The organism is Ferrovibrio xuzhouensis (genome assembly GCF_042648965.1).
GTDB lineage: Bacteria > Pseudomonadota > Alphaproteobacteria > Ferrovibrionales > Ferrovibrionaceae > Ferrovibrio > Ferrovibrio xuzhouensis.
Genome location: NZ_JBHRYJ010000009.1, coordinates 38,473 through 63,168, shown reverse-complemented (window position 1 = coordinate 63,168; position 24,696 = coordinate 38,473). Strand labels below are relative to the sequence as shown.

24 protein-coding genes are annotated in these 24,696 nt (G+C 59.5%); 18 read left to right on the top strand and 6 right to left on the bottom strand.

Features of this window, described 5'->3' with window-relative positions; all coding sequences use genetic code 11:
* The first annotated feature begins 116 nt into the window (after window positions 1-116).
* From ACFOOQ_RS23060 to ACFOOQ_RS23030, 7 genes are all read left to right on the top strand, one after another.
* Window positions 117-944: an enoyl-CoA hydratase/isomerase family protein gene (locus ACFOOQ_RS23060; RefSeq protein ID WP_379730083.1), complete on the top strand. Its 828-nt coding sequence runs from the start codon at window positions 117-119 to the stop codon at window positions 942-944.
* 49 nt (window positions 945-993) lie between these two features.
* A complete protein-coding gene (locus ACFOOQ_RS23055; protein ID WP_379730081.1) occupies window positions 994-2,031 on the top strand; it encodes an ABC transporter substrate-binding protein in 1,038 nt (345 codons plus the stop codon).
* 9 nt (window positions 2,032-2,040) lie between these two features.
* Window positions 2,041-3,771 carry an ABC transporter permease gene (locus ACFOOQ_RS23050; protein ID WP_379730080.1) on the top strand — a complete coding sequence of 577 codons (1,731 nt, stop codon included), beginning with the start codon at window positions 2,041-2,043 and terminating at the stop codon, window positions 3,769-3,771.
* Window positions 3,771-4,838, top strand: coding sequence for an ABC transporter ATP-binding protein (locus tag ACFOOQ_RS23045; RefSeq protein WP_379730078.1), 1,068 nt, complete (start codon window positions 3,771-3,773; stop codon window positions 4,836-4,838). The genes ACFOOQ_RS23050 and ACFOOQ_RS23045 overlap by 1 nt, the downstream gene beginning before the upstream one ends.
* A gap of 13 nt (window positions 4,839-4,851) precedes the next feature.
* Window positions 4,852-6,021 (top strand): CaiB/BaiF CoA transferase family protein, encoded by a 1,170-nt coding sequence (locus tag ACFOOQ_RS23040; RefSeq protein ID WP_379730077.1) that lies wholly within the window; start codon window positions 4,852-4,854, stop codon window positions 6,019-6,021.
* A 26-nt stretch (window positions 6,022-6,047) separates the two neighbouring features.
* Window positions 6,048-6,851: an enoyl-CoA hydratase gene (locus ACFOOQ_RS23035; RefSeq protein ID WP_379730075.1), complete on the top strand. Its 804-nt coding sequence runs from the start codon at window positions 6,048-6,050 to the stop codon at window positions 6,849-6,851.
* Between the two features lie 91 nt (window positions 6,852-6,942).
* The gene (locus tag ACFOOQ_RS23030) at window positions 6,943-7,869 is read left to right on the top strand and encodes a quinone oxidoreductase family protein (protein WP_379730074.1); all 927 of its coding nucleotides are present in this window, start codon (window positions 6,943-6,945) and stop codon (window positions 7,867-7,869) included.
* 77 nt (window positions 7,870-7,946) lie between these two features.
* Here ACFOOQ_RS23030 and ACFOOQ_RS23025 read toward each other — a convergent pair whose 3' ends face one another.
* From ACFOOQ_RS23025 to ACFOOQ_RS23010, 4 genes are all read right to left on the bottom strand, one after another.
* The gene (locus tag ACFOOQ_RS23025; RefSeq protein WP_379730073.1) at window positions 7,947-9,407 is read right to left on the bottom strand and encodes a Y-family DNA polymerase; all 1,461 of its coding nucleotides are present in this window, start codon (window positions 9,405-9,407) and stop codon (window positions 7,947-7,949) included.
* Window positions 9,340-10,023, bottom strand: coding sequence for an ImuA family protein (locus ACFOOQ_RS23020; protein ID WP_379730072.1), 684 nt, complete (start codon window positions 10,021-10,023; stop codon window positions 9,340-9,342). Before ACFOOQ_RS23020 ends, ACFOOQ_RS23025 begins: the two co-directional genes overlap by 68 nt.
* Window positions 10,024-10,367: 344 nt before the next feature.
* On the bottom strand, window positions 10,368-10,670 hold the full coding sequence (locus tag ACFOOQ_RS23015; protein ID WP_379730131.1) for an SOS response-associated peptidase family protein: 303 nt from the start codon (window positions 10,668-10,670) through the stop codon (window positions 10,368-10,370).
* Between the two features lie 217 nt (window positions 10,671-10,887).
* Window positions 10,888-11,685: an SDR family NAD(P)-dependent oxidoreductase gene (locus ACFOOQ_RS23010; RefSeq protein WP_379730071.1), complete on the bottom strand. Its 798-nt coding sequence runs from the start codon at window positions 11,683-11,685 to the stop codon at window positions 10,888-10,890.
* Between the two features lie 341 nt (window positions 11,686-12,026).
* Here ACFOOQ_RS23010 and dctP point away from each other — a divergent pair, with 341 nt between their 5' ends.
* The 3 genes from dctP to ACFOOQ_RS22995 are packed head-to-tail and all read left to right on the top strand — an operon-like array spanning window position 12,027 to window position 15,036.
* On the top strand, window positions 12,027-13,127 hold the full coding sequence (dctP, locus tag ACFOOQ_RS23005) for a TRAP transporter substrate-binding protein DctP (RefSeq protein WP_379730070.1): 1,101 nt from the start codon (window positions 12,027-12,029) through the stop codon (window positions 13,125-13,127).
* A 32-nt stretch (window positions 13,128-13,159) separates the two neighbouring features.
* On the top strand, window positions 13,160-13,702 hold the full coding sequence (locus tag ACFOOQ_RS23000) for a TRAP transporter small permease subunit (RefSeq protein WP_379730069.1): 543 nt from the start codon (window positions 13,160-13,162) through the stop codon (window positions 13,700-13,702).
* Between the two features lie 29 nt (window positions 13,703-13,731).
* Entirely contained in the window at window positions 13,732-15,036 is a 1,305-nt protein-coding gene (locus ACFOOQ_RS22995; RefSeq protein ID WP_379730068.1) for a TRAP transporter large permease, read from the top strand.
* A gap of 149 nt (window positions 15,037-15,185) precedes the next feature.
* On the opposite strand, the gene ACFOOQ_RS22990 is transcribed toward ACFOOQ_RS22995, so the two are convergent.
* Window positions 15,186-16,091, bottom strand: coding sequence for an MBL fold metallo-hydrolase (locus ACFOOQ_RS22990; protein ID WP_379730067.1), 906 nt, complete (start codon window positions 16,089-16,091; stop codon window positions 15,186-15,188).
* 92 nt (window positions 16,092-16,183) lie between these two features.
* Complete coding sequence (locus ACFOOQ_RS22985; RefSeq protein WP_379730066.1) at window positions 16,184-16,933, bottom strand: SDR family NAD(P)-dependent oxidoreductase; 750 nt, start codon at window positions 16,931-16,933, stop codon at window positions 16,184-16,186.
* Between the two features lie 352 nt (window positions 16,934-17,285).
* Between ACFOOQ_RS22985 and ACFOOQ_RS22980 the strand changes: the two genes are divergently transcribed.
* From ACFOOQ_RS22980 to ACFOOQ_RS22945, 8 genes are read left to right on the top strand one after another with little or no spacing between them, the layout of a single operon-like run.
* Complete coding sequence (locus ACFOOQ_RS22980) at window positions 17,286-18,101, top strand: SDR family NAD(P)-dependent oxidoreductase (RefSeq protein ID WP_379730065.1); 816 nt, start codon at window positions 17,286-17,288, stop codon at window positions 18,099-18,101.
* A gap of 21 nt (window positions 18,102-18,122) precedes the next feature.
* The gene (locus ACFOOQ_RS22975; protein ID WP_379730064.1) at window positions 18,123-19,163 is read left to right on the top strand and encodes a LacI family DNA-binding transcriptional regulator; all 1,041 of its coding nucleotides are present in this window, start codon (window positions 18,123-18,125) and stop codon (window positions 19,161-19,163) included.
* A 28-nt stretch (window positions 19,164-19,191) separates the two neighbouring features.
* Entirely contained in the window at window positions 19,192-20,034 is an 843-nt protein-coding gene (locus ACFOOQ_RS22970) for a branched-chain amino acid ABC transporter permease (RefSeq protein WP_379730063.1), read from the top strand.
* Entirely contained in the window at window positions 20,031-20,975 is a 945-nt protein-coding gene (locus tag ACFOOQ_RS22965; protein ID WP_379730062.1) for a branched-chain amino acid ABC transporter permease, read from the top strand. Before ACFOOQ_RS22970 ends, ACFOOQ_RS22965 begins: the two co-directional genes overlap by 4 nt.
* The gene (locus tag ACFOOQ_RS22960) at window positions 20,972-21,751 is read left to right on the top strand and encodes an ABC transporter ATP-binding protein (RefSeq protein WP_379730061.1); all 780 of its coding nucleotides are present in this window, start codon (window positions 20,972-20,974) and stop codon (window positions 21,749-21,751) included. Before ACFOOQ_RS22965 ends, ACFOOQ_RS22960 begins: the two co-directional genes overlap by 4 nt.
* On the top strand, window positions 21,744-22,454 hold the full coding sequence (locus ACFOOQ_RS22955; RefSeq protein WP_379730060.1) for an ABC transporter ATP-binding protein: 711 nt from the start codon (window positions 21,744-21,746) through the stop codon (window positions 22,452-22,454). Before ACFOOQ_RS22960 ends, ACFOOQ_RS22955 begins: the two co-directional genes overlap by 8 nt.
* Before the next feature lie 33 nt (window positions 22,455-22,487).
* Complete coding sequence (locus ACFOOQ_RS22950) at window positions 22,488-23,648, top strand: ABC transporter substrate-binding protein (RefSeq protein ID WP_379730059.1); 1,161 nt, start codon at window positions 22,488-22,490, stop codon at window positions 23,646-23,648.
* A gap of 59 nt (window positions 23,649-23,707) precedes the next feature.
* Complete coding sequence (locus ACFOOQ_RS22945; protein WP_379730058.1) at window positions 23,708-24,658, top strand: alpha/beta fold hydrolase; 951 nt, start codon at window positions 23,708-23,710, stop codon at window positions 24,656-24,658.
* The last annotated feature ends 38 nt before the right edge of the window (window positions 24,659-24,696 follow it).

Here is a 24,696-nt window from a genome sequence, read left to right as displayed (position 1 = left end):
AACGGGTTTACAGCCCATGCGATATGCAGATAGCATGGACCACTATACGGAACTTAATGTTCCACAATACGGAACGAAGGTCAAGCCCTTACGTCTCCGGTTCGGGAGAGAAACGAATGAGCGATGCCGCGGTGAAGGCTGCGAAGCCTGCTGATGTCGACGATCTGGGGACCGAGCCCCTCTATACGGTCAATGATGGCTGCGCGACGATCAGGTTGAACCGTCCAAAGCACCTGAACCGTATCCAGGCGGACGATCTGGAAATCTTGCTGGGCTATCTCGACCGGGCGGAAGCCGACCAGAGCGTTCGGGTTGCTGTCCTGACCGGCACCGGCCGGGTCTTCAGTGCCGGGTACAATCTTGGAGACATTGCGGCAGGCCGCCGCGGCAAGGGTGCCCCCGGCGTCGAAGACCAGAGCCCCTTTGAGCAACTGACCAATCGGCTTGAGAACCTGTCCCGCCCGACAATCTGTCGACTGAACGGGCCGGTATATGGCGGTGCGACCGACCTCGCGCTGTGCTGTGATTTCCGCATCGGGACCGATGGCTGCGAGATGTTCATGCCCGCCAGCCGCCTTGGCCTGCATTATTACCCGTCCGGCATGGTGCGTTACGTAACCCGACTTGGCGTCAATGCCGCGAAGAAGCTGTTTCTCACCGCGCAAACCATCAAATCCGACGAGATGTTGCGCATCGGATACCTGACCGATGTCGTCGCTCCGGACCAGCTGGATACCAGGGTTTCCGAGCTCAGCAAAATCCTGGTGGCTCAGGCGCCGGTGGCAACCCAGAACATGAAGAAAAGCGTCAACGAAATTGCGCGCGATGCGACCGAGCTCGCAGCGGTGGCCGAGAGGTTCCGTCTCAGCCTGACCAGTGAAGACATCAAGGAGGGGGTGTCGGCCTTCTTCGACAAGCGGAAACCGACTTTTACCGGACGATAAAAATCACCGAGTGGCCACAAAAGGTCGCCGGATAAATGGAGGAAACACAATGAAACTCGACCGCCGCCAGTTCCTGGGGACGACCGCCGTCGGCATTTTCCTGCCGAGCCTGGCGCTTGCGCAAGGCAAAGCTTCCGGCGTGCTCTATGAAGCCGCAAAAAAGGAAGGTGAGCTGACCTGGTACATCGTTCACATCACCTCGGAGACCGCCGAGAAAATTGGAAGGGCCTTTACCGAGAAATACCCGGGCGTGAAGGTGAATGTTGTCCGGACCACGGCGCAGGTGGCCTTCCAGCGCCTAAACCAGGACCTGCAGTCGAAGGTGGCGAACTGCGACGTCTTTGCGTCAACAGACTTGGGGCACTATGTCGATCTGAAGAAGCGCAAGCTTCTGATGTCCTACGAGCCATCGAACGCCAGCGAAATCGATCCGCGGTTCCGGAATGTGGATCCGGACAACCAGTTTATCATTACATCCGCAACCTTCATCGCGATCCTCTACAACACCGATAAAGTGAAGGCTGCAGACGCCCCGAAGTCGTGGAAGGAACTGATCGATCCGAAATGGACCAATCAGGTGTCGGTCGGCCATCCCGGCTTCTCCGGCTTCGTCGGCACCTGGGTCGTGCAGATGAAGAAGCTCTACGGCTGGGATTATTTCAAGAAGCTGGCGGCCATCAAACCGCAGGTTGGCCGATCCATCATCGATACGGTCACGGCCACCGCCTCCGGTGAGCGTAGCGTTGCGGCAGGTCCGGGCGCTTTGGCGCAATATCAGGCCTCCCGAGGGAATCCGATTGGAGTCTCGTACCCGTCCGAAGGGTCCGTCCTGATGGCATCGCCGTCGTCCATCATGGCGAACGCGCCGCATCCCAACGCATCAAAGCTGTTTCTGGAATTCCTGTGGGGTTCAGAAGTGGCAGACATCACAGCTGCCGAATTCGGAACGCCGCTACGGCCCGACACGAAGGTACGGCCAGGTGTCCTGCCGCTCGACCAGATGAAGACCATTCGACCTTCAGTTGAGGAGGTGGTTACCGGCATTCCGGAGGTCACCGAAGACTGGCGCGACCTGTTCGGCATCTGAGATCGCCAAATGGCCACCGAACTTGGCGTAGATGGTATGAGAAGCGCCGCGCCCAAAGCGCGGCGCTTCTTCCTGGACCCGATGGTCCTGGTGTGGATTGCCGTTGCGGTCGTCCTGGTCGCGCTCGTTGCAAATCCCCTGGCGCGACTTTTAATCGACAGTTTCCAGGTTCCCCGGACCGGTGGGTGGACATTCGCCAATTTCGTCGCCGCTTTCGGGCGGGCGCGGCATATCCAGGCGTTCACCAACACACTTCAGCTCGCCACGGCGGTCGCGGTAATCTCCGGCGCAATGGGGGTGCCCTTGGCTTGGGCGGTTTCCCGAACGGACATGCCATGGCGTGGCTTCATGCATGTGAATGTCCTGGCGGCCTTCATCATTCCCCCGTTTCTCGGCGCCATCGGCTGGATTTTGCTTGCCGGGCCTAACGCGGGCTGGCTGAACCGAGCGTGGATGCTGGTCACCGGAATGGATGCCGGTCCCTTCAATGTCTTCAGCTTCTGGGGTCTCGCATTCGTTATTGCCATCTATGTTTATCCGCTGGTCTACATTTTCACGTCGTCGGCGTTGGACCTCATTTCTTCAGAGATGGAAGAAGCCGCTGCCATCCACGGCGCCGGGACCTTGCGCACAACCCTCCAGGTGACGTTGCCTTTGGCTCTTCCCGCAATACTCGGCGCGCTGATTATCGTGTTTCTGGAGGCGATGGCGCTCTACGGGACGCCCGCGCTGATTGCCATTCCGGCCCGCTTCAACGTAGTCACAACCCAGCTCAGCGTATTCTTCCAATACCCGCTCCGCATTGAGGTCGCTGCCGCGTTCTCAATGCCACTGGTCGGCATCACGGTGGTTCTTCTTGTGCTTCAGCGTCTCATGCTGGCACGCCGCGGATATGTCTCCGTCAGCGGCAAAGGCGGAGAGCGGCGCCGGGTTCGCCTCGGCTTCTGGCGCTGGCCGATATTCGCGTATGCGTCCTTCATATCCCTTGTCTCGGTCATCCTGCCGCTATTCGTCCTCGTCCAGACATCGTTTGCACGGGCCTGGGGCCAGGGCTTGTCCCTGGACAACCTGACGCTGGCGAATTTTCACTACATCCTGTTCGAGCAGATGACTGTCAGGCAGTCCATCTGGAACACCTTCAGCTACTCGGGCGTGACTGCGACGGCGTGCTGCGCGCTCGGCTTCTCCATCGCATACATCGTCCATCGCCGCCTGTTGCCGGGTGGGGCAATCCTGACAGGCCTGACGATGGCGCCATTTGCAGTCCCCGGCATTGTTCTGGCCATCTGCTTCTACGCCGCATATGCGGGGCCGCCATTTCAGCTCTACGGGACGGGAACGCTTATCGTTGTGGCGTTTATCACCCGCTTCATGCCGATTGCATTCGCGACCGCGGCATCTGGCGTGCGGGGCCTGCACCCGGAGCTTGAAGAAGCCGTCCGAATTCTCGGTGGTGGCCGGTTTACCGTTGTTACCAAGGTGGTTCTGCCGCTACTGAAAAAGACGCTTCTGGGGGCCTGGATTCTTGTCTTCATAATCTGCACCCGCGAGCTATCGACGGCGATATTCCTGTCTGGTCCAGAGAGCCGGGTCATCTCGGTACTCACCCTCGACCTCAGCGAACAAGGTCACTACGAAATTCTGGCGGCGATGGGTGTCGTCCTGCTGATTGTCACTACCGCTGTCGTTGGTGTGGGTATGAAGCTGCTGGGCCGTGATTTTATGCTTCGGAGAAACTGATGGAAAAGCTTGCGCTGAACAAGCTGACGAAGTCGTACGCTTCGTTCACGGCAGTAAATGGCATAGACCTTCATCTGCAAAAGGGCGAGTTCGTCTCATTACTGGGGCCTTCCGGCTGTGGCAAGACGACGACGCTCCGGATGATTGCGGGGTTCATCGAGCCGACGGCTGGTGAGATTGTCATGAACGGCCGCGTCTTGTCGGCAGGTAGCAAAATTGTGCCGCCTGAACATCGTGGCATGTCGATGATATTCCAGAGCTATGCCATCTGGCCGAATATGACGGTTTACGAGAATGTCGCCTTCGGCTTGAAGATGCGAAAGATTGACGCCACTTCGATGAAGGGCCGGATCGGGAAAATCCTTGATATTGTGCATCTGGAGAAGCTGGCGGACCGGTATCCGAACGAGCTTTCGGGTGGCCAGCAGCAGCGGGTTGCGCTCGCCCGCTCTATCGTCGTGGAGCCGGAGGTCCTGCTTCTGGATGAGCCACTGTCCAATCTTGATGCGAATCTCCGGGAGGAGATGCGGAATGAGATTCGCCGCCTGCACGACGAATTCCATATGACCACCGTCTATGTCACTCATGACCAGTCGGAGGCGATGGCAATTTCCGACAGGGTGGCCGTGATGAACCAGGGGCGCATTGAGCAGGTAGCCGATCCGTTTACGGTTTATACGAAACCACAGACCAAGTTCGTGGCCAATTTCATTGGTCGAACAAACATGGTCGACGGGCGGCTCGAGGGGGAACAGGCGACATTTGACGGCTTTTCGTTGCCGGTCTGCGCACTTGCCGACCGGCCTGTCGCCGTGGAATTCACAGCATCTCTGCGGCCGCAGAATATCGATGTCATGAAGGCGGCCCCAACCGGAACCGGGGACCTTGTTCTTGAGAGCGATGTTATCAGCCGCTGCTTCCTTGGTGAGAGCTGGGACTATGTCATCAAGCCCAGGGGAAGCTGTCTGAAGCTGAGGGTGTCGGCCCCGGCCGTCAAAGTCTTCAATGTCAATGAATCTGTCTGGCTGGCAATCCAGCCGAGCAGAATTGTGCCAATTCCGAATTGATTGGGTGAGCAGAATGCATGCAAAAGCTCTGGAGCGTTTTACCGTTATCGACCTGAGTCGGATTCGGTCAGGGCCGACGGCTGTACGGCAGCTGGCGGATTGGGGCGCCAAAGTTATCAAGGTCGAGGCGATTGAAGAGGACGGGATGTTCGGGTCCCGGGTTAGCTCGGATTTCCAGAACCTGCACCGGAACAAGCGGAGCCTGACCCTCAATCTGAAGGACCCGAAGGCAGCTGACATCATGCGGCGCCTGATCGAAAAGGCCGATGTTCTCGTCGAGAATTTCCGGCCGGACGTGAAGGAGCGCCTTGGTATCGGATATGAGGCGGCACGAGCGATAAATCCCCGCCTTGTCTATGCGAGCATCTCCGGTTTCGGGCAAACTGGTCCTTACGCGAAGCTTCCGGGTTTCGACCAGGTCGCTCAGGGCATGGGCGGGCTTATGTCGGTAACCGGCCTTCCGGGTCAGGGGCCGGTCCGGGTTGGCATTCCGATCGCCGACCTGGGGGCGGGACTGTATTGCGCCCTTGGCATTTTGACGGCGCTTCTGGAGCGAGAAGTGTCGGGTGAAGGCCAGTGGGTGCAGACGTCTTTGCTTCAGGCACAGGTGGCGCTGCTGGATTTCCAGGCGACCCGCTGGCTGATGGACAAGGAGGTCCCGCAACAGGCCGGAAACGACCATCCGACTGCTATTCCGACGGGCGTCTTCCAGACGGCAAACGGCTACATCAATATCGCTGTGGCGGGCCAGCCGATGTGGAAGAAGTTCTGCAAGGCAATTGATGCTAAGCACCTGGCCGAAGAGCCGAGGTTTTCCGATAGCAAATCGCGGTCGGAAAACCGCAAGGCGCTGAACGATGCTATAAGCGAGCAGACGAAGGGTAAGTCTTCAGCGGATTGGATGAAAATATTTGCGGCGGCGGGTGTGCCTAGCGGTCCCATTTACGCTGTAGACGAAGTCTTCGCCGACCCGCAGGTACAGCACCTCAAGCTTGCGCAGCCGGTCATGCACCCTGATCTTGGCGAGATACATCTGGTCGGGCAGCCCATTATCATGTCTCGCTCCAAGAGCGCCATAGAGACCCCCACACCCGCCAAGGGGCAGCATACCGATGAGATACTGATGGAGCTCGGATATGACAAGGCGGCCATTGAGCAACTGAAAGGCGGCGGGGTAGTCTGAATGCCTTCGATGGGAAGGGTGCTCCGATGACGACAGTCGAGCTTAAGACGACCAAGATACTCGCCGAGATCAGAGGCGGTGTTGGCTGGCTGACCATAAATCAGCCCGAACGCCGAAATGCCGTGTCTCTTGAGATGTGGGACGGTATTGCGGATGCAGCGGAGACCTTTGAACAGCGTTCTGATGTTCGTGTCGTTGTCATGCACGGTGCGGGCGGCAAGGCATTTGCTTCGGGGGCGGACATATCAGAATTCGAAAAAAGCCGGGCCAACGCCGAGCAGCAGGTTCGATATGGTGTGGTGTCTAGCCGGGGCCGCAAGGCGCTGCAGAGCCTGACAAAGCCGCTGATTGCTATGATTGAGGGGTTTTGCGTGGGTGGTGGGCTCGCCATTGCCCTGACGGCGGATATCCGCTTCGCGACTCCGGACTCAAAGTTCGCCATCCCGGCGGCCAAGCTGGGGCTTGGCTATGAATATGAAGGACTGGCCGCTCTTGCGCGTCTGGTCGGACCGTCAACCGCCAAAGACATGCTGTTCAGTGGCAGGAAGCTGGATGCCGATGAAGCTCTGCGTGTCGGCCTGATTAATCAGATTGTTGCTTCCGACGCTCTGCAGGCCTTTGTCTCGGATTACGCAGGGATAGTGGCGGGCAATGCGCCGCTGACGGTGCATGCCGCGAAGGCAGCCATTCGGGTTTTCGAGAAATATTCCGCGGACCCGGAATCGAGCGAAGTCGCGAAGCTCGTTGTACGCTGCTTCGATAGCGCGGACTACCAGGAAGGCCGCCGGGCTTTCATGGAGAAGCGGAAGCCGCAATTTCAGGGCAAATAGCAAAATTACCCAATCCTTCGGAGCTCACATGCCTGCATTGACGTCGCCTGCAGTTCTGGCCCACCGGCACGGTGGACCCGAGGTCCTCGAGTTGGAGAACATCGATATCCAGGAGCCCGGCCCGGGGGAGCTTCGCATTGTCCAGGAGGCAATCGGTCTTAACTATGCAGACATTTATCAGAGGCAGGGCGCGCATGGGCCGACACAGACCGACAGCTTTCCAGTCATTTTAGGGTCCCAGGGCGCCGGTATCGTGGAGTCGATCGGGCCTGGAGTTTCCGGCTTCTCTGTCGGTCAGGCGGTCACCTATCTCATGCCGGGAGCGTATACCACTATACGCAATGTCCCTGCAGCGCGTGCCCTGCCAATTCCGGATGGGCTGAATGTCGAGCAGGCGGCGGGGACGCTTCTGCGCGGCATGACGGCAGAATACCTGCTGCATCGACTGTACAAGGTGCAAGCTGGCGACAAGATACTGGTTCACGCCGCCGCGGGTGGCATGGGGTTGATTCTCAGTGCCTGGGGCCGGGCGCTGGGCGCCGAAGTAATCGGTACGGTTGGCAGCGACGAAAAGGTCAGGGTTGCTCAGGATGCCGGATGTCATCACGTCATCAATTACCGGGCGGAGCGCTTTGAAGAGCGCGTTCTGGATCTGACGGCAGGTGAAGGCGTGCATGTGGTCTATGATGCCGTTGGCAAGGATGTATTTCTGCCGTCCCTGAAATGCCTGCGAGTCAGAGGCATGGCCATCAATTACGGTACGGCATCGGGGGATGTTGAGGCTTTCAACCTGCAGATACTGCACGCCAAAAGCCACTCTATCTGCCGTCCGACACTACGCAGCTTTACGATCACGACGGAGGAGCTTCGGACCTCTGCGGAGACCTACGCTGCCGCGGTCCGGCGTGGAGATGTAAAGGCCGACATCAATCGGCGATACAAGCTGGCGGACGTGCGCCAGGCCCATATTGATCTCGAAAGCCGTAAAACGGTCGGGGCCGCCGTCCTACTGCCATGATGGACTTTTGTTGCCGGGGAACGGAAAAGCGCCGATACGCACGGAATTCCGTTACGAGAGCTGATGTCGCCCCCGGTTCATGAAAACATCCCCTGCATAAACCAGCCTTCCTGGCTGCGATAAACCCAGTACCGGCGGCCGACCTCATCCTCGATGCGGAAATAGTCTCGTGAGACCACATCCATACCGTCTGGCGCCCACTCGCCGCGGATACGCTCCGGGCCATCGAGCAGGGCAATACGCCGCCGGATGCGGCGCCAGGTGAAGGCCTCGCCGGTGCTGTCCATCTCGATACTTTCCGGCTGCGCCATCAGGCGCTGCGGCCGCGGCTCAAGGTCGGGCATCTCTTCCCGCGAGCGCGCGGTCGGCGTCAGCCGGACGACCGAGGCCTCGGGTGTCCGGCGCTGCACCGGTTCGTAACGAAACACAGCCCGGTCGCCGAGCCGGGCCTGCAGCCGGTCGACGAGCTGCGCGAAGCCGCTACCGCTCTGATGTGTGCCTTCCAGGTTCGCCTGCTCGGCCGAGAACGGGTCGGCCGCCGCTGCCTCGAGGACGAAGGTCTCAAAGCCGAAGCCCGGCATGATGCCATCCAGCGGGTTCCGGAACAGCCGGGCGAGATGCTTCGGATTGCGGCTCGGTGCCGAGGTGCCGATGCGGATGGTCTGCACGTCGCCGTCGACGCGGTAGGCATGCAGCGCCAGCTGCCGGGCGCCGAGATGCTCCTGCTCGAGCAGCGGACACAGGGTCTCCAGCAACTGATCCAGCATCTGCTCGATGGCCTCACGGGTGGAGATGGGCTCGGCAAGATGGGCCCGGCTGCGCCACGGCGCCGGTTGCTGCCGTGGCGAAATGGGCTCTTCGCGGCGGATGAGCAGGCAGTCGAGCCGGTCGAGCAACTGCGGGCCGAAACGTTTGACCAATGGCGCCCGCGGCAGATTGGCGATGGCGCCGACGGTCTTCAGGCCGAGCGTGTTCAGGCTGTCGGCGAGCCTTGTGTCGATGCGCAGGGCAGCAACAGGAAGTTGCTTAAGCGGTTCCAGGCAGTCCGGGCGGCTGGGCAACACGCCGCCGCCGTCATGATGCGCCCAGGCCCAGGCGGCGGCCGGAGAGTCAGCCATGGCACAGCGGGCAATCACCTGCATCTGCCGGAAACCCTGCCGCACCTTGTCGAGCATGGCGTCTTCGCCGCCGAAGAGGTGTGGCACGCCGGTGATGTCCAGGATGAGGCCGTCCGCGCCGTCCGTTGCGACCCAGGGCGAATAGCGGCCGCACCAGTCGGCCAGCCGCTCGAGCGCCGCTAGGTCGCCCTGCGGATCGGCCGGAGCGGTACCGAGCGCCGGGACCAGCGCCATGGCATCGGCGAGCGTCATGTCGGGCGCCAGACACATCCGGGCAGCCATGGTGTTGACGGCAAAGAGCCGGGCTGTGTTGGCGGTCGTCTGGATCAGCGCCAGCGGGCCGAGGGGCTGGTTACTCAGCCGCTTCTTCAGTCGGTCGGTAGGCCATCGCGGCAGCCAGACGGAAAGAAAGCGACGCATGGTCCCATCCCATTTTCCAGGTTCCTCCAGATTCAGTCCCGCGGCAGCGCTCCAGGGTCAGCTTCCAGTGCGGGCTGCAATCCTGGCTGCGCGCCGGTTCGACCAGCCATCGCGTCAGGGCGGCCGATGGTTGCCGGTCACGGCAGATGATGAAGCCGATGCTGCCCGAGGCCTCGGCGGCCAGCTGCAGGCGGCGGCTCGCGGTCAGGTCGACGGTTTCGGCTTCGGCCACCACGGCGCCATAGCCCAACTCTCTGAGGCCTTCCTCGGTCGCCCAGAGCCGGTCGTCACGCCGCCGGGCCCAGGCAATGGTCAGGCGCCGGTGGTCGAGGCCGAGCTGGCTCAGGCCGGGCGCGAAGAGGCTGGCATCGGGCGTGACCCACAGGACTTGCCGGAACGCCTTGTGGCGCCCAAGCAGCGCAGCCAGGAAGCCAGTGATGGCGGTCAGGTCGCCGATGAATTCGTGGATGGCGCCCAGGGCTAGACCGCGGCCGGGCAGCCGGGCATCGATCTCAGCCACCCCGGTGGGGCAGATGGCAACCGCTGTGTGGCGCGACAGCCCGATGATGCGGGCGACCTGGCTGCGGAGCTGCTGGAGGGCGGGCGGTTGAATCATGCCAGAGGGAATACCCCTGCAGGCCATGAGTTCGCAATATGTTCTTTTTCCTAGACTGAAAGCCTATATTGTGGCTGCCATCCGGACTGAGTACGAGATGTTGCGATTGCTGGGCCCGCGGCGGGCGGGTACTGGCTCAGTAGGCCCCATTCCACCTAATGCGCGGGCCTGAACGAAATCCAGACCGGCCAATGGTCCGAGACAGCTTTATCGGTGAGCCGAAGCGAGCCCAGACCTTCACCAAGAAGGAGCTTTTGAAGCGGGCGAGACTTCGAGGCGTGCCGCGCTTTAGTCACATGACCAAGGAGCAGCTAGAGCAGGAATTGGGACTGTAGGTCGGACGGTCATTTCCGATCATCCAACAATGGCCGGGCCGACCGGCTCGATGAGCGCAGGTCCATCATTGCGCACATTGCCGATCGCCGCGCCGATGGGTGTCGCGTAGGCCGACTTGAATTCCCTCTCCCATGGCGGCACCAAGCCCAGCGCATCTTCTGGATCACCGGACCGTTCGCCGCCTGTGTAACGGCCAGGATGTCGTCGGTCGGTGCCACGTTGTAGTCGGCTGCCCAGTTGGCATCGGCCCGGGCTTCGAAGAAGCGGACGACCTCGGTAATCGGGCTGTGGAGGTCAAAGCGATTGCACATGGAGTGGGGTGCCGACACCTGAGAGATTTCTGCCTTCTTTTACATGTCGATCGCATCATGCAATGCGAGACCGATTCACGGTGCCTCGTCGGCTAGGGTGGGGGCAAACACTATTCCCGCAGAAGCGCCAGCGACGATTGTCCTCGAAGTGGCGCCTCTACTAGATATGTCCAATTTCATCCCGGGGCTGACGGCTTTAGGGTATGGCGTGCTACATCTAGAAAGTCGTGCGTCCGCCGGTAATGTCGAATGTGGCTCCAGTGCTGAAGGAACACTCCTCGGAGGAAAGCCAGGCAACCAGGGCCGCTATTTCGCCGACGTCGACAAACCGCTTCATGGGAACCCTGGACAGCAGTTCGGATCGACGCAGGTCGGTAAGTTCTCCGAAAATCTCGGTCTCGGAAGCCGATGGGGTAACGCAGTTCACAAGCACGCCGTCGGTGGCGGTTTCCTTCGCCAGTGCCTTGGTCAGCGCTATCAATCCAGCTTTGGCTGCCGAGTAAGCGGAAACATATGGATTGCCGTCTTTGCCCGATGCCGACCCGATGTTGACGACCCGTCCGTATTTTTGCCGCCGCATATGAGGTGCGGCGGCCTTCGAACACAGGAAGGCGCCGGTCAGGTTGATTTCCAGAACTTCTCGCCAGGCTTTCGCGGGATATTCCCAGACGGGGTGGCGCGGTCCGAGGATGCCTGCATTGTTGACCAGGATATCGAGCCGACCGAACCGGGCAATTACCGATTCGATGCCGCCCTGAATGGCCGCCTCATCAATGACATCAACAACGGAGGTGTGAATTCGGGAGCTGTCGGCCAGGATTGCTTCAGCTGACTTCAGTCTCTCGGCGTTGCGCCCCCAGATAGCCACCTGCGCTCCCGACGCGAGGAACCTTTTTGCGACGGCAAGGCCGATGCCCGCGGATCCGCCGGTCACAATCGCAACCCGGCCACGCAAATTGATAGAGTTGATCTGCCGGTCTCCAATCGGGCCGCCGCCGCTCATGCTATCGGGCATTTGGCACCTCCTGACCATGTAATTTCTCGTCTTTGTGAATGGAACAATAAAAACGTTTCTATATCAATGCTCTGAACGAAGGTAGCGAGTCTGGAGCGGGGAATATCGGGGCTGTGATTTCGATACCTTTGTATTCAATCAAGCTATTGTATTAAATATATTAAATTGAAGTCCTGAGTGACATCTGCACATCAATCCGTCAGGCGGCCGGGGGAGCCGGTGCTGCAGTGGTGCGACAGCAGGGCCCGGATCATCAATGTTGAAAACGTTTTCATACTTTTGTAGGTTGCTCGCGGTCACCGGGCAGAAAGCTGCCGAACTTGAGTGGCCGGGAGGAAACCATGAAGATTGCAAAGATCGTTGCCACAACGTGCCTGGCGGCATTTCTGGGCTTGTCCGGCGCTGCACATGCAGACTCGTCTGCCAAGCCCCTCAAGTTGATCTATGCCGGGTACATCTCCAGGGGCGGGACCGCGACACTTGTCGATGAATGGTTCATGCAGGAGGTCACCCGTCGCACCAACGGCCGCGTTACTTTCGAGGCATACTATTCCGGCTCGCTGCTGAATGCGGCCGATCTCTACCCGGGCCTGAGTCGCGGCGCTGCGGATATCGTTACGGGTACACCGCAAGCCTACAATCCGCAGGAATACCCGCTGTCGAGCATCGTCGTGCCGTACCTGACGGACAATTCAATTGCCGTCACCGACGCCTTCAACGATCTCTACAAAGAGAATGCCGACTTCCGGAAGGAATTCGAGGGCAAGGGCGTGCAGATGCTCTGGGCGGCTGCTTTTCCGGAAACCGGATTGTGGTCAAACAAGAAGGTCACCGGGATTGCTGATTTGAAGGGGATGCGAATCCGCTCGGCGCTCGGCATCGCTCAGGCCTTCGAAATCCTGGGCGCGACCCCGGTGGCGATGACGTTCACTGAAGGCGTCGATGCCCTCAAGCGCGGCGCTATCGACGGTATGTCGAGTGCCCCCTTCGACAGCGCGGTCAGCGTGGGCTTGCCTAAGGTCGCCAAGTTTGTGAGCGATGCGGGGCGCATGGGCATTAACTCCGTCTCGATCACCTCGGTCAACAAGCGGAAATTCGATTCCCTTGACGCCGAAGCCAAGAAGGTGATCCTCGATCTGGCAGGCGAAATGCCGAAGAAATATGCCGAGATCGTTGACAAGAAGATCCAGTTGGCGGCCGAGAAGTTCGCGGCGGAAGCTGGTGATATCACGGTCATTACGACGCCGGAAAAGGAAGTCGAGGCTTGGCGCGCGAAGACCGCGGACAAGCTGAAAGCAGACTGGCTTGAGGTCGCGAACAAGCGGACGAAGAACGCCGACGCAATGTTCCAGCAGTACGTCTCCCTGGTTCGCAAGTACGAGAAGGTGTCGGCCTACAAGCCGGGGCTTGATCGCTACCAGGAATTGAAGGAGAAGAAGTAAGCTCGCACCGTTGTTAAATGATGAGAAGCGCGATGCTGCATAAGTCAACACTACGGTCCTTCCTCAATGCGGTATCGCGCTTCAACACTGGCCTTGGATCAGCCAGTGGCCTTGCCACCATGCTGATGATGATGATCATTGTCCCGGATGTGATCCTCCGGGCAACCATAAGCTTCACTATTCCGCTGGCGACCGAGATCGGAGTCCTGCTCCTGATCTGCAAGATCTTTCTCGGCATGCCGGGGGCGCAGGCGTCACGGGCGAATTTCCATGTTTCGGTGTTGACCGAGCTTTTGGGGGAGCGCTGGCGCAAAGCCCTGCGACTGATCACCACGCTGATCTCCATCGGCATTATCGGGCTCCTGGCGTGGTTGACGACACAGGAAGCCGTATACGCGACCGGCATTGGCGAGACTTCGTACGGGATCTACCCATTTCCGATCTGGCCTGAACGGATAATTGTGGCGATCGGCTTTGTGCTGCTGACAATTCAGCTGATCGCAGACGTCATTCGCACCATGACGGGCCTGCCTGATGACATCGCGCCGGAAGGGTCCGGCATCGGGCCAGAATAAAAAATACCGGCGACCCGAGGGAACGAGTCATGCATCTGGATCCGACCTTGACTGGCGCCGCAATGCTTGCGGCGATGCTCATCTTCCTGTTTGCCGGAATGCCAATCGCCTTTGCATTGGGCGTCGCTGGTGTATTCGGCCTGGCTATGACTCGCTCCTGGCCCAGCCTGGAGTTTCTGCTCTCTACCTTTCCATACTCGGCGTCTTCCAATCTCGCCTACATCGTGCTCCCGCTATTCCTGTTCATGGGGTACATGGCATTTGCCGCGGGCGTCGCGTCCAGGGCCTTTGATGCGGCTCGGACATGGTTCGGCGCAATCCCCGGCGGACTGCCGATCTCCACGGTATTTGCCAGCGCGTGCTTTGCAGCAGTATCCGGCTCAAGTGTGGCCACAGCGGCAACCGTCGCGCAGGTCGCCATTCCGGAGATGCTGCGGCACAAGTACAACCAGAGGATTGCGGCAGGCTGCGTCGCGGCCGCGGGAACGCTAGGTGTCCTTATCCCTCCGAGTGGCATCCTGGTCATCTACTCCATTGCGACAGAAGTGCCGATTACCGACCTTTTCGTCGCAGCCTTTGTTCCGGGTGTTCTGACGGCCGTGGCATACATGGTCCTGCTGTATTTCTGGGTGCAGGCAACACCTGCAGTGAAAGAGGCGACGGTGCTTCCTCCGGCTCCCTGGCGGGAGCGCTTCCGGGCGGTCGGCCAGAGCTGGGAAGTGATCGCGCTTTTTGCCCTGGTTATGGGAACCATCTACCTCGGGCTGGCGACCGCAACGGAAGCGGCGGCATTCGGGGCGGCAGGTGCTCTGGCGATCGTGGTGTTCAGGCGGAAAAATCGCCGGGCCATCATCTGGCGGGGCCTTGTGGACACCGGGGTCGCGACGTCGTCAATCTTCGCACTCGTCATCGGCGCTGGCCTGTTCGGCCTGGGCCTCGCGACCACGCAGATCCCGCAGAACCTTGCAAGCTGGGTGGCGGGGTTCACCCTGGAGAAGTGGCAGCTGACTCTCTTTCTGATCTTGCCGTACCTTATCCTCGGCTGTTTCATCGACGCGATCTCGATGCTGCTGCTGACGCTGCCGGTTGTTTTCCCGGTTGTCGTTCACGCGGGGATTAATCCGGTACTCTTCGGCATTCTGGTAACCAAGTGCACGGAGATCGGGGCAATCACCCCTCCGGTCGGTCTGAACGTCTTCGTCGTCAAGAACACGGTTCCCGAGCTCGCGCTTGGTGAGTGCTTTAAGGGGGCGATTCCCTTTGTGCTTATCGAGCTCGCGCTGATCGGACTACTCATCGCGTTCCCTCAGATCGTCACCTTTCCCCTCAAATAGTCGGCAAAATGATCAATCGGACGTCAGGGGATACCTGACAAAAAAGAGAGGCAGGTCTCACGACCTGCCTCCAAAGTTTCCGGTACCGAACTGTCAGCCTCTCAATTTATGAGACACCGGGTAAGTGCCGCTCACAGGGAGGGGGAGCGTTAGCACTCTTCGCAGTACCGGAAGCGAATATTCCCTTTATCGGAAACCAGACGGCCAGCCGTCGGCACCGGAAAGTGGCCGGTCATCAGAAGCGTGTCGGTGTCGCAGCACTTCTCCATGATGCCGACGCGGGTTTTCAGCAACTGAGCCGGGTCAAAATCGGCAAGGCTGCTCAGGTTAGGCTCAGCAAAGATGATCGGGTGGTGGAAGATATCACCCGTCATGACCGCGTGGCCGTCCTTGCCCTTCACATGGATTACGATATGGCCCTTGGTATGCCCGGTCGCAGCCTCCATCCAGACCTTGTCATCAAGGTGTGTGTCGACAGTGTGGTTCATGTCGACAAGCTCAACCTGACCGGCCTCCATCACCGGAAGCACCGAGTCATTGAATGAACCGCTGGCAAGAGGAACATCCGGATTAGCTTTGTATTGTTCGTACAGAAAGTCGAACTCCTGCTTCGCCCAGACATACCGGGCGTTCGGGAATGTCGGCACCCACTTTCCGTCGACGAGCCGAGTGTTCCAGCCGACATGATCGGTATGCAGGTGGGTGCACATCACAACGTCGATGTCCTCGGGATTCAGGTCATGGTTCGCCAGGCTGGTCAGATACTCGTTCGACGCCAGCATATTGAACCATGGGTGCTTCGGCAGCCGAGGTTTGTGGTTGCCGTTGCAGGTATCCACGATGATGTTCATGTTCGGCGTACGAATCAGGAAGCTGTGGAAGCTCAACGCGACCTTGTGATTCACCGGGTCGAGCAACATTTCACTGATCCAGTCCTTGTTGCGCTGGATCATTTCGTCGGTGATGGATGGATACAGCCACGTTGCGTCGAACCACTTGTGGGACATCTCGACAACGGTATCGATCGTCATTTCACCAATTTTTTGTGTCTTCATCTGTGAGTTCCGACTCTCCTGGACAGGGGATGGCAGTCTGCGGAACGGTTGGCAGGTTTACGCCCCGACCGCTCACTCAACTTCAGTGCCAGTCAGTGGATAAACAGGCCGCCGTTCACATCAATGGTGGTCCCGGTAACGTAGGATGACAGCTCTGAGGCCAGAAAGACGCAGACGCCACCGACTTCCTTCGGCATGCCGACACGTCCCATCGGGAAGCTCTTGGCCAGTTCGTGCTTGTTCGAATCCGGGTTCTCGCCGCGAGAGAAGTCAGTCAGGATGAGGCCAGGCGCCACGCCATTCACGCGGATGCCGTCGGGCGCCAGTTCCTTGGCCATTGAGCGCGTCATGCCGAGGACTCCGGCCTTCGCTGCACAATAGTGCGTCCCACCGAACACGCCGCCGCCTTGCAGAGCGGACAGCGACGAAATGCAGATAATTGACCCATCTTTCTGGCTTCGCATTTGCGGGATGACGGCCTGCGACATGTAGAGCGTGCCGCGCAGGACGACGTCAGTCACCAGATCATAGTCCGCGGCGCTGACTTCCATGACCTTCCTGCGCTGGGTCAGGCCCGCATTGTTGATCAGAACATCGATGCGACCGGACCAGTCGATGACTCGCTTGGCTGCTGCCTTGCAATCCTCAAGGCTGGTGACATCGCACCGCATGCCGATGTGGTCGGGGCCTATGTCCGCCGCGGCTTTAGCGGCTTCGCTTTCGTCCAGATCCAGAATCGCTACGCGTGCACCATGTTCGGCAAAGACCTTCGCGGTCGCCTTGCCAATTCCTCGCTCACGCGAAGCTCCGGTAATTACCGCAATCTTATCCTTCAGCAGCATTTCCTCATCCTTCGGTTGTCATTCACCAGGTTTCTGAATTGTCCCGCGGCGTAGCCGGTCGAGTCTGCATCGGGACCTGACAGTCGCCATTGTCATCGGCGGTGGAAGGCACTGACCCTGCAGGCTCCTGAAAAAGTGGCAAATTCGGGCACCTCACGCCGATTCCCGGCGCTCTCGATACACGCAATTCCCGGAAACCTAACCTCGAACTAGAAACGTTTCAACAATGTATGGCTTCGATATATCATAAAAATCCCCAGAATATACAGGAGCCGTTGACGCCACCGGTCTGGCAATGCCATATAACTGGAAACGATATTAGAAACCCGATCAGGTTCACGAGGAAACGTCGATGCCCACTACTGCCACCGCCAAATCAGACCGTCTGCAGGGCAAGATTGCCGTTGTCATGGGGGGCGGTTCCTCGAACCCGGAAGGTGGCCTGAGCAATGGTCAGGCTGTGGCAATCGCCTTCGCCCGTGCAGGCGCAACGGTCGTGGTCGTCGATATCAAGCGGGAAGCGGCCCAGGTAACGGTCGATATCATCGAACGGGAAGGTGGTATCGCATTCGCAATGGCCGCCGATGTCAGCAAGGCGCCGGACGTCGAGAACGTCATCCGTACCGCTGTCGAGAAATACGGCCGCATCGATATCCTGCATAACAACGTCGGCATCGAGTATATGGGCGATGTTGTCGATACGCCGGAAGCGGACTGGGATCGTGTTCATGACGTCAACATCAAGAGCGTCTTTCTGGCCTGCAAATATGCCGTGCCAGAGATGGAAAAGGCGGGCGGCGGCACCATTATCAACATTTCATCGACTGCGAGCCTCAAGTTCTCCGATGTGCCATATATCGCCTACAACTCCTCGAAGGCTGCGCTGAATCATATGACGCAGATCATTGCGCGCCAATATGCGCCCAAGCAGATCCGCTGCAATGCGATCCTGCCTGGTATGATGGACACCCCCCACATCCGCACCCTCTACAAGGATCTGCCAGCCGATAAATTCAAGGAAGTGATGGCCGGACGCGATGCCAAATGCCCGATGGGACGCCAGGGGACGTGCTGGGACGTGGCTAATGCCGCGGTGTTTCTTGCTTCTGAGGATGCCAGCTACATCAACGGTGTTCTGCTGAAAGTCGACGGCGCTTCGTCCATCTGACGAATGGTTCCGGGCATTATCGTGAAACGCCGTCCCACCATCCGTGACGTTGCCAAAGCGGCAGGCGTGTCTGTCGGCAGTGTCTCGCGTGTGCTGAACGATGGCCCGTATGCGAGCACGAATCTGAAGAGCAAGGTCGCGCGGGCCATCAGAGACCTTGACTACCAGCCGGATGTCGTTGCCCAGAGCATGCGGCTGCGGTCAACACTGACGATCGGATGCATGCTGTCCGAATTCACGAACCCGATGTATGCCGAGATCGTGGACGCCATCGAGGAGCGGCTGCAGCGGGAAAGCTATCTGCTCGTTTGCGCCACAACCCGGAACGACGCGGCCCGTGAAACGGCAATGATTTCCTCTATTCGGCGACGCCGGATGGATGGTCTGATTGTCATGGCAGGCAATGAGACCTTTTCAGAGGTCAATAGCGCTCTTACGGGGTTGGAAATTCCCACAGTCCTAGTCGACCGGGATATTCCTACGAATTATGACGCCATCTATGTCGACCATCGCGGCGGCGCCATCGAGGCGACGCGCTATCTCATCGGTCTTGGCCACAGGCGCATTGCCCTGCTGATGCCGAGTGTACAGGTGCGGCCCGGTCGGGAGCGTGCCGAGGGGTACAAAGCGGCACTGATTGAGGCCGGGTTGCCGGTGGATCCGGATATGATTCGCCCGCAGAAGGCATCCACGAGCTTTGCCTTTAGCGAGGTCGACCGCCTGCTTCAGACGGATGATCCGCCGACAGCAGTGATAACTCTGGGCACCAGGATGCTGGCGGGCGTTCTGAAGGCAGTATCGAGCCGCGGCCTCAGTATCCCGGAAGACATATCCATTGTCAGTGTGGGCGACACCGACATCGTCCGGTGCGCCGCGCCAGCCATCACCGCAATCAAATGGGATCTGACCGAACAAGGTCGAGGTGCGGCCGAGTTGCTGATCGAACAGCTGGGTGGGGCGACGCGCACGACGCCGGTCCATCTGTCGCTGCCGACGGAACTCATTATCCGCAACTCGTGTGCGGCGCCCAGGCCCAAAACGAAAAAACGCGCAAGAGGGTAGGATGTTTACGGCTCTAATGATATCAGGCTTGGCGCTGGGGAGCATTTACGCCCTGCTCGGTCTGTCACTTGTTCTCGTCAACAAGGCGACGGATGTCGTCAATTTTGCCCAGGGCGAAATGGCGATGTTTGGAGCCTTCATTGCCTTGAGCCTGATGATGGCGATGAAGCTGCCCCTGGTGCTGGTGTTCGTTCTGGCGTTCCCGATAGGAATGCTCATGGGGGCACTGATCGAGCGCATCGTGATCCGCCCAATCCGGAGTGCGCCGCACCTGAATCTGCTGATCGTCACGATTGGCTTGTGGTTCGCGTTCAACAGCCTCGCGGGCCTGATCTGGGGGTATGATCCCTACCGCTTCCCGTCATTACTGCCCTCGACGCCGGTCGACCTGTTTGGCACCAAAGTCTTTCCGGCAAGCCTGGGGGTCATCGCCGTCTCCATTCTCATCATGGCGGGCCTCTATTACTTCTTCGAGCACACCCGTGAAGGTACGGCCATGCGGGCGGCCAGCATGAACCCGCGCTCGGCGCGCTTGATGGGCATCAAGGTGACCCGGGTTGCCATGCTGTCCTGGGCGCTCTCGAGCGGCCTGGGCACGATCTCGGCGATGCTAATTGCACCTGTGACGTTCCTGGACCAGCAGATGATGGTGCCGGTGATTCTCAAGGCTTTCGCGGGTGCCATCCTGGGAGGGTTTTCGAGCCTGCCGGGTGCCGTGCTCGGCGGAATCATTCTTGGCCTCTCAGAGACCTTCCTGGGTGCCTATGTGTCGAACGGCTTCAAGGAGGCCTTCGCATTCTTGCTCATCATTGCAGTTCTCATGATCAGGCCCACCGGTATTCTGGGCCGTGCCGCGAGGAAGAAGGTATGAAGTCGGTCAGAACGGGATGGCTCCTGGCGGTTGCCGCGCTTGCAGCCGCGCTGGCGGCTCCCATGTTTGTGGGGCCGTACGGCCACTACGTCCTTGCTATTATCCTGATCTATAGCCTTGTCGCGCTGAGCTTAAATATCGTCACCGGTGTTGGTGGTCAGATTTCCATCGGACACGCGGGATTCTGGGCGATCGGGGCCTATACCTCCGCCATCCTCGTCACCAAGGTCGGCCTGCCATTCCTAGCCGCCGTCGCCCTTGGCGGAGCGGTGGCGGCGGTCTTCGGCCTGATTGTTGCGTTGCCTGCGCTCCGTGTTCAGGGCCACTACCTTGCCATTGCCACGCTCGGCCTTGCACTGGTGGTCCAGCAGGTCCTGTATGAATGGACCAGCCTGACGGGTGGCCGCGGAGGCATGTTCGTGCCCCGACCCGAGATTCTGGGCTACGAATTTCTTGATGATCGCCCGTATTACTACGTCATTCTGGCCATCACGGTCTTCTTCACCTGGGTGACCGTCAATTACCGGAAATCACTCACCGGCCTCGGGTTCGGGGCGCTGCGCATGAGCTCAATCGCGGCGCAAAGCTCTGGCGTCGGCCGAACCTATCATATCGTCACAGCCTTCGTGCTCAGCGCCTTCATGACTGGTGTATCCGGCGCGCTCTATGGCCATCTCATCGGTCAGCTCAGCACGGACTCCTTCACACTGACGGTTTCCCTTAGCTTTCTGACCATGGTTGTCGTCGGGGGCCTGAATTCGGTAGCAGGTGCGCTGCTTGGCGGCCTGTTCCTGGCCTATGCGCCGGAACTGATGCGTGAGCTCAAGAGCGCCCAGATGATTGTTTATGGCGGCACGCTGATCCTCTTCATGCACTTTCTGCCCGGCGGATTGGCCAGTATTCCAGAGCGGATACGCGGGTTTGTGAGGGCACGGCGATGAATCCGCTTCTCGCAGTGAACGGGCTATCCGTGCATTTCACAGGCCTCAAGGCCGTCGAAGATGTCAGTTTTGAGGTGGCTTCCGGCTCGATTGTCGGCCTGATCGGCCCCAACGGTGCGGGCAAGACGACCCTGCTGAACTGCCTGAGCCGGATTCTCAATCCGACTTATGGGGCGGTCGAGTATGACGGCCACGACCTGCTCGGGCGGCCGGTGCACCGGCTGTCCGAGATTGGTGTCACTCGGACGTTCCAGAACCTGGAGCTGTTCGGGGAAGGCACCGTCCTTGAGAATGTTGTGGTTGGGTGTTTTCCGCGCTTTCGCAGCAACATGATTTCGGAACTGCTGAGCCTGCCCAGTGCCAATCGCGCGCGCCGCGCGGCTTATGAGGAGGCCAGGCAGCTCATCGAAGAGCTTGGCCTTCTGCCTCATATCGATACCGTCGTCAGTGGCCTGCCGTATGGCGTTCAGAAGAGCGTGGAGTTGGCGCGCGCGCTGGCGGGGAAGCCGAAGCTTCTGCTCCTCGATGAGCCCGCCGCAGGAATGAACCCGGAAGAATCCCGGCAGCTCGGTGAGACCATCCGGGGACTGCGTGACAAACGCGGAATTACCGTGTTGCTCGTGGAGCACGACATGCGCCTGGTCATGGGTGTCTGTGAGAACATCGTTGTTCTGGTTCAAGGCGCCAAGGTCTGCGAAGGCCCGCCGCAGGTCGTCCGGGGAAACAGCATGGTCATCAAGGCCTATCTTGGTGAGGAGGAGGCCGAAGATGCTTGAAATACGGGGACTCTCCGGATGGTATGGCGGCATTTCGGCTCTGACCGATGTCTCCATTAATGTCGAGGCGGGCAAGGTGGTGTCCCTGCTCGGCTCCAATGGTGCCGGTAAATCGACGCTGTTGACGACCATCATGGGGGTGATGCCGGGCCGGTCAACCGGTTCCATAAAGTTTAATGGCGCGGAAATTCTAGGCAGGTCGACTGAAGACGTCGTGGCGATGGGCATTGCCCTCTCGCCGGAGGGGCGCCAGCTGTTTTCCGATCTGACGGTGGAGGAAAACCTCCATATGGGCGCCTATCTGCGCCGTGACAAAGCAGGCATCGCCGCAGACCTGAAGCGGGTGTTCACCTTCTTCCCGAGGCTGCTGGAGCGGCGCAAACAGCTCGCATCGACCCTTTCTGGTGGCGAACAGCAGATGGTGGCGATCGGGCGGGCCCTTATGTCGAGCCCTCGGCTTCTGCTTCTCGACGAGCCGACTCTCGGCCTGTCGCCGCTTTTCGTCACGGAAATCCTGAAGCTGGTCAAGAAGATCAACGAAGAGGGAATCACTGTTTTGCTCGTTGAGCAGAACGCCCGGCAGGCATTGCGACGGTCCAGTTGGGCTTACGTGATGGAAAAGGGACGGATCCAGATGTCGGGGGCAGCCGAGACGCTCGCCAGGGATCCGCATGTCATCTCCGCATACCTCGGAGACGCTTAGTCAACCAATCGAACCACAATGGGGAGTGAAACCATGAGAAAACTGTTTTTGGGTGTTGCGGGTGCCGCGCTGGCATTAATGACGGCTACCGGTGCTTGGGCGGGTGATCCGGGGGTCACCGACAAGGAAATCAAACTGGGCTCTTTCCTTCCCCTGCAGAGCGGCCTTTCGGCCGGTGCGTCCCAGTATCGCGACGGCATGGAATCCTATCTGAAGTACATCAACGACCAGGGCGGCATTAACGGTCGGAAAATTGTCTGGGAAGTCGAGAACGACTCTTATAATCCGCAGCAGGCGGTTGCTGCCGCGAAGAAGCTGGTCGATCGCGACGGCGTCTTCCTGATCGTGGGCACTCTGGGCACCACGAACACGCTGGCGACCATTCCGTTCCTCAAGCAGCGCAATGTGCCGTTGCTCGGACCTCTCGGCAGCCATCCGTCGATCAATAAGCCGGAAGACCGGATCGTCTTTCCGATTTCACCGCTGGGAACCTTGCATGGCGTTTCGCTTGCTCAGTTCGCGCATAAGGATCTGAAAGCCAAGCGCATCGGTGTCTTCTACCAGGATGACCAGTACGGCAAGGAGCTGCTGGAAGGGGCCCGCGAGTTTGCCAAGAAGAATGGCATGGAGATCGTGAGCACGCAGTCCTATGTCCCGAGCGATGTCGACGTCAGTCCGCAGGCGCTGGCCATCTCGCAGACCAAGCCGGATGCGGTGATCATGGCGGTCATTCCCAAGCAGGGAGCCCTGTTCCTGAAGGAAGCCCAGAAAATGGGTTGGAAGACCAATTTCCTGGCGCCGCAGCTGATGGGCGACCCGGTCGCCGTTGACCTCGCCGGTTCAGCCATTGAAGGCCTCTACGTCAACCTGTATGCCGCCATTGAGTCCATGGATACTCCGATGGTGAAGCTGGCGAACCAGGTCATGGCCAAATATGCCCCGAACACCCCCGTCGGCTACTGGTCCTATATCGGTATGGCAGGTGCTGTCATTTTCGAGAAGGGCGCCAGGAAGGCTGGCAAGAACCTGACCCGGGAAAGCCTTATGGCCGCGCTGGAAAGCATCGGCAAAGTCGATGCCGGAGTTATTCCGCCGGTCGATTACACGAAGGGCGCCCATTCCGGCCCGGTCACGTTCGGCTATGCTCAGGTGCAGGGCGGTAAGCTGAAGCTGATCCATCACTGGAACGAGTAATGTGACCCGGGGGTGGGCCGCCTGGGGGCCCACCCCTCTTTTTTCGGCGGAGAGCAGGTATGGTTGAGTTGAAGCCGACTCTGGTGAGTGCCGACTATTCAGCCCCGTCCGGGACAGGGGCGGGCGCGCTCTATCTGAAGCGGAAGCGGGCGCAAAAGCTTGCCGACGCCACGCCGATCGTTCTCCTGCACGGGTCCACCCTGCCGGGAAGCGCAGTCTTCGACCTGCAGCTCGACGGCCTTTCCTGGATGGATGACCTGGCCAGCACCGGCCGGGACGTCTGGTGCCTGGATCTGAGTGGATATGGCCGGTCCGATAAACCTGTTCCCCGTCGGCTTGCAGATGGCACAGAGGTGCCGGTTACCGATACAGAGGAAGCCCTGGCCGACCTCGCCACCTGCATCAGTTATGTCCTATCGGAGTCTGAAGCGGACCAGATCGACCTTGTCGGATGGTCATGGGGCGCCACCATTTCGGCGGCATTCTGTTCGCGGCCGCCCCACGCGGTCCGCTCCCTGATCCTGTATGCGCCGCAGTGGCTGCGCGATACGCCATCCCCGATGGTAACGCCCGGTGCCATGGAGAAAGGTTACCGCGAGGTCGACCCGGAAAAACTCGTCGATCGCTGGTTCAAAGGTCTGAAGCCCGCGATCCAGGCCGAGGTGAAGTCCAAGGGCTGGCCCATGGCCCTGATTGCGTCCCTCGCGGCTTGCGACCTGGAATCGCAGGTCATTCAGGCTCCCAATGGCACCATCAAGGACATTGGCCGATACTGGATGGCAGGGAAACCATTCTACGATCCCGGCAATATTACAATTCCAACGCTCGTGATCGTCGGGAGCGACGATCAGGATACCCCGCCTGCCCAAGGGCAGGCGATTCACGCTCGGCTGGGAGCGCAATCAAAGACCTTCGTCGAGATTCTGGATGGCACGCATTTCATGCTGCTTGAGCCAAGCCGTGTGGAACTTTTCAATGCGGTGCGCGCGTTCCTGGCGGTACCGGAATAGGAAAGCGGGCGGCGCCCAGGCCGCCGCCCGCTGTGATC